General features: G+C 50.5%; 3 protein-coding genes and 1 pseudogene. 2 read left to right on the plus strand and 2 right to left on the minus strand.

Annotation, left to right across the window (positions count from 1 at the left end; all coding sequences use genetic code 11):
• A partial coding sequence (locus DK871_RS28800; protein ID WP_218581562.1) for a hypothetical protein occupies nucleotides 1-254 on the minus strand: 254 nt, incomplete at its 3' end.
• 353 nt (nucleotides 255-607) lie between these two features.
• A complete protein-coding gene (gene cadR, locus DK871_RS28120; protein WP_161907449.1) occupies nucleotides 608-1,018 on the minus strand; it encodes a Cd(II)/Pb(II)-responsive transcriptional regulator in 411 nt (136 codons plus the stop codon).
• Between the two features lie 150 nt (nucleotides 1,019-1,168).
• On the opposite strand from cadR, the gene DK871_RS28125 reads away from it, so the two are divergent.
• Nucleotides 1,169-3,304 (plus strand): heavy metal translocating P-type ATPase, encoded by a 2,136-nt coding sequence (locus tag DK871_RS28125; protein ID WP_161907450.1) that lies wholly within the window; start codon nucleotides 1,169-1,171, stop codon nucleotides 3,302-3,304.
• Between the two features lie 64 nt (nucleotides 3,305-3,368).
• Nucleotides 3,369-4,180, plus strand: a pseudogene (locus DK871_RS28130) (IS5 family transposase).
• The last annotated feature ends 355 nt before the right edge of the window (nucleotides 4,181-4,535 follow it).

Raw genomic sequence — 4,535 nt, forward strand, 5'->3', positions numbered from 1 at the left:
TGGGTTTTAAGCATATGAGTCTCCGCCCAAAACAGCAAAAGAATAAGTATTGATAAAGTCGCAAATATATAAGCTACACCAGTTGAACCAATGTTATAGATGGCGTTGCCTAACAAAGATACTATTTGACCCCGCCACCCCCCACCAGTGCCAAACCATTTACTATCCCAGCCAGGATGTAGAAACATAGCGAGCGTAAGCATAAAAGACGAAGCTAACCAGATGACAGAATTAACTAATTTAGCGTAAACCATTGCCTTACCTCTGGCGCTTGACATAATGCCAAAAAGAACAAAGCAAATGAAAAATATTACCGCTAATTGCTTGGCAAGGGCTACAAATTGCGACTCGCCAATAGTAATAAAAATTATAAAACTGAGGCTTGATAAAATGGCTAAGACAATAGCTACAAAGCGTACAATTCCACTGAAATGACTAGAGCGTGAAGATTTAACAGTTTTAAAAACATGCCTCGCCCTAACTTCATCTAACCCCGAAGAAATTAAAAGATTAACTATTTCACCTTCACATTACCGTCGCGCCTTTCGTGACAGTACATCACGATAAACTAACTGGGCAGATTGAAGGCATATAGTGAAACGGTGCTTTAAACGTGACAAGAACGATCGCCAAGGGCGCGTAAAATTCCGCACGACGCAGTGGGTGCTGTATTCGAGCACTTCTGACGCAAAATCGTCAGGTGCTGCTTTAATTGCGTTAGCTCTTCCATGCGTACTTCTACAGCACGGATATGATCATCCAGCAGCTCATTGACGTTGCCGCAGTCTTCGTAAGGCCTATCTCGAAACTGCAGCAAGATTCGCACTTCCTCTAAGGTCATATCGAGCGTACGGCAATGGCGAATAAATTGCAGGCGCTCAATATGATCCTCATTATACAAACGATAATTACCTTCGCTGCGGGCAGGCTCTGGTAATAACCCTTCTTTTTCATAGTAACGAATGGTTTCGACAGTGGTTTCTGTGTGCTTGGCAAGTGCGCCTATCTTGATTGGCATGATGGCATCCATAACTTAAAACATTAAAGTAACTATAGGCTTTAGCGCTATAAAATCAATCTTATTACATAAGGCGTTGGACAGCTTGACTCTGAAGCTGCTAGAGGGTTTATGATGCACCTATAATTTCCATTCATAGGAGAAACCCTCATGCAATATCATATCGAAGGCATGGACTGCGCGAGTTGCATCGGCAAGATTGAGACCGCTCTGGCGCGCATGCCCGGCGTTTCTGATGTCCAGCTGAACTTTGCCACACAAAGCCTGACACTGTCGTTGTTAGCCGATGGGGCCACTCAGGCCGATGATGTTGAAAAAACCATCAAGCGCCTTGGTTTTGGCATATCCGCCCGTACCACTCCGTCGAATAACGATACCAACAATCAGCCGACCGTGCAGCCTTGGTGGCAAACCCGTAAGAGTAAACAAGTCGCCGGTCTGGGTATGCTGATGGCGGCCGCCTACGTGCTGGCTCTGTTTTTTCCCGCTCAAGGAACTTGGGTATTCGCTGCGGCCGTGATTGTCGGTGTGTTTCCATTTGCCCGCAAAGCAATTGCGCTGGCCATGTCTGGCTCGCCCTTCTCAATCGAAACGCTGATGTCCGTAGCCGCATTGGGCGCGCTGTTCATTGGTGAGGCCGAAGAGGCTGCAGCCGTAGTTTTCCTATTCTCGATCGGTGAGTTATTGGAGAGTGTGGCGGCCGATCGTGCCCGCGCCGGTATCAGAGCTCTGGCGTCACTGGTTCCGAAAACAGCGGTGCTGCTCGATGCCCAAGGCGGGCAGCGCGAGGTTGCTGCAGCTTCGCTGCGGGTGAATGACCATGTGCTGGTGCGCCCAGGTGACAGGGTGCCCGCCGATGGTGTGATTACTAATGGCTCGTCCAGCCTCGATGAATCTCCCGTTACGGGCGAGTCCATCCCCAGTGCCAAGACCACGGGCGATACTGTCTTCGCCGGTTCGATCAACGTCGACGGGGTACTTGAAGTCCGCGTAGAAAAAACCGCTGCCGACAACACCATTGCACGCATTATTCAACTGGTGGAACAGGCACAAGCATCCAAAGCACCCACAGCCCGCTTCATTGAGCGATTCAGCCGCTACTACACTCCCACTGTGATGGCGCTTGCCGCATTGATCGTTATCCTGCCACCACTACTAATGGACGGTGAATGGGCGACTTGGCTATATCGCGGGTTGGCGCTATTGCTGATTGCCTGTCCCTGCGCACTGGTTTTATCCACTCCAGCAGCGATTGCTTCAGGACTGGCGGTAGGCACCCGCCGTGGGTTACTTATCAAAGGCGGCAGCGCCCTAGAAACTATTGGTCAGGTAAAGACCATAGCTTTCGACAAAACCGGCACCCTGACCGAGGGCAAGCCGCGTGTTACCGATGTAGCGGCCTTTGCACAGCCCTTTACCAAACAAAGCGACGATGAAGTACTGGCACTTTTTGCCAGCGTGGAATCCGGCTCCAATCACCCGCTTGCGAAAGCGATTGTCGGGCATGCCGAAGCGGCCAATCTCCTCATCCCCGCCGCGTCAAATGCCTATGCCACTGTCGGTAAAGCTGTGCATGCAACCGTGGCTGGCCGCGTTTTAGCCATCGGTTCGCCGGTCTACGCTGGCCAAGTCGCAATACTGTCGTCCGCGCAGCAGACTCAAATCGAGGCGCTACAACATGACGGCAAGACTGTGTCAGTGCTGTTCGACGAACAGAGCCATGAAGCACTTGGATTGGTAGCTCTGCGGGATGAACCGAGAGCCGATGCACAAGCAGCCGTGGCCCAGCTCAAGGCCATGGGCGTGCGCTCCGTCATGCTCACCGGCGACAACCACCGCACCGCCCAGGCCATCGCCGGCCATTTGGGTATGGAATGGGAAGCTGAACTGCTGCCAGAAGATAAGCTGCGCCTGATCAACGAAATGAAACTCAACGCCAAGGTCGCCATGGTCGGCGATGGCATCAACGACGCACCTGCACTGGCAACAGCAGATGTGGGTATCGCGATGGGTGGAGGTACCGATGTGGCCATCGAAACCGCCGACGCAGCGCTGCTGAAAAACAGTGTTACCGATGTGGCTCACCTCGTTGCACTATCGCGTGCAACCATGGCCAACATCCATCAGAACGTGATTTTCGCGTTGGGTCTGAAGGGGGTGTTCCTGATCACCACTGTGCTGGGTATCACCGGCCTATGGTTCGCAGTGTTGGCCGATACCGGCGCAACCGCGCTGGTTACGCTGAATGCGTTACGTTTATTGCGTTTTAAGGGCGCTGTTTCCTAAATAAGGGAACTATCAAGCTCTCCTGTGATCCGATCTCTTAAGAGACGGACTCAGGAACAGACAGATGGGAAAGGCGCGACACAACATCAGCAACTGGCGGCAGTACCATCGTGCCTTAATCAATCGTGGCTCTCTCACTTTTTGGCTCGATGAACAGGCTATCCAGCAGTGGTATAGCGATGCACATCATGGCCGTCGCGGTCGCGGTTTCCACTACAGAGACAGCGCTATCGAAACCGCGTTAATGTTCAAAGCATTCTTTGCCTTGCCGTTTCGATCACTGGAAGGATTCATCAATTCCATTTTTCAGTTGATGGATGTCCCGCTCACATCGCCAGGATACAGCTGTCTTTGCAAGCGAGTGCAAGCATGGCAAGAGTCAATGCCACATCTGGCGTAAGTTACACCTCGCTGTCGATGCGCACACCCACGAAATCATTGCCGCCGAAGTGAGTCTGGAAAGTGCGGCGAATAGGCAAAGTACTGCCCACCTTACTCAATCCACAGCGTCGCCGTTTGCACCAAGTGTCTGCCGATGGGGCTTCTGACACGCGAAATTGCCATCGATTGTTGCTCAGGAAAGGTAGTATTGCCACCATACCACCGCGTAAAAAGGCCAAGTACTAGGAGGAAGTACACCCAATAAATGACGCCGTTGCTGCGCTGAAATCAGGTCAATTGGCGGAATGGAAAACGGCATCAGGCTACCATCAACGTTCATTAGCAGAGACCACCATGTCTCGAGACAAACAACTGTTGAGCCCGACCCTGATCTTACGAAAATACACCGGCCAAGTCGGTGAGATCTTGGCCGGTGTCAAGTTGATGAACAAAGTTATCGGACTGGGAATGCCTGTTCGTCAGCCCCTCAGTTAAAGATGCTAAGCCTTGCGGGAGTTGCTATCTCAACTCTGATTTAGGAAACAACGCCTGTACACACCAGTATCGTTGTCGTTGAAAGTTATGTTTCCACACTTGTTATGCTTGGTTACTTCTCTATAAATTGCGCAACTTGATAGGGTGTTTTACCAAGGTTGAAGCTATTTTTCCGTCAGGTATGAGGTACGAATGACTGCTATAAAAACTACTTGTCGATGTTGAATCTCGCATTAGCTGTTATAGGGCTAGCATAATTGTAAAGGTGATCTAGGCTATCGGATTATATTTGTAGCTAATTTTCAGTATGACTCTTTATTACTCAAAAAATCTGGTTTTGGAACTTTTTTTTTCT

The sequence above is a fragment of the Pseudomonas sp. L13 genome (assembly GCF_009935965.1).
In the GTDB taxonomy this organism is placed as follows: Bacteria; Pseudomonadota; Gammaproteobacteria; order Pseudomonadales; family Pseudomonadaceae; genus Aquipseudomonas; species Aquipseudomonas lactis.

Bases quoted from the DNA above. Each gene is read 5' to 3' on its own strand.
- cadR (WP_161907449.1), bottom strand. From the start codon at position 1,018: ATGCCAATCAAGATAGGCGCACTTGCCAAGCACACAGAAACCACTGTC.
- DK871_RS28125 (WP_161907450.1), top strand. From the start codon at position 1,169: ATGCAATATCATATCGAAGGCATGGACTGCGCGAGTTGCATCGGCAAG.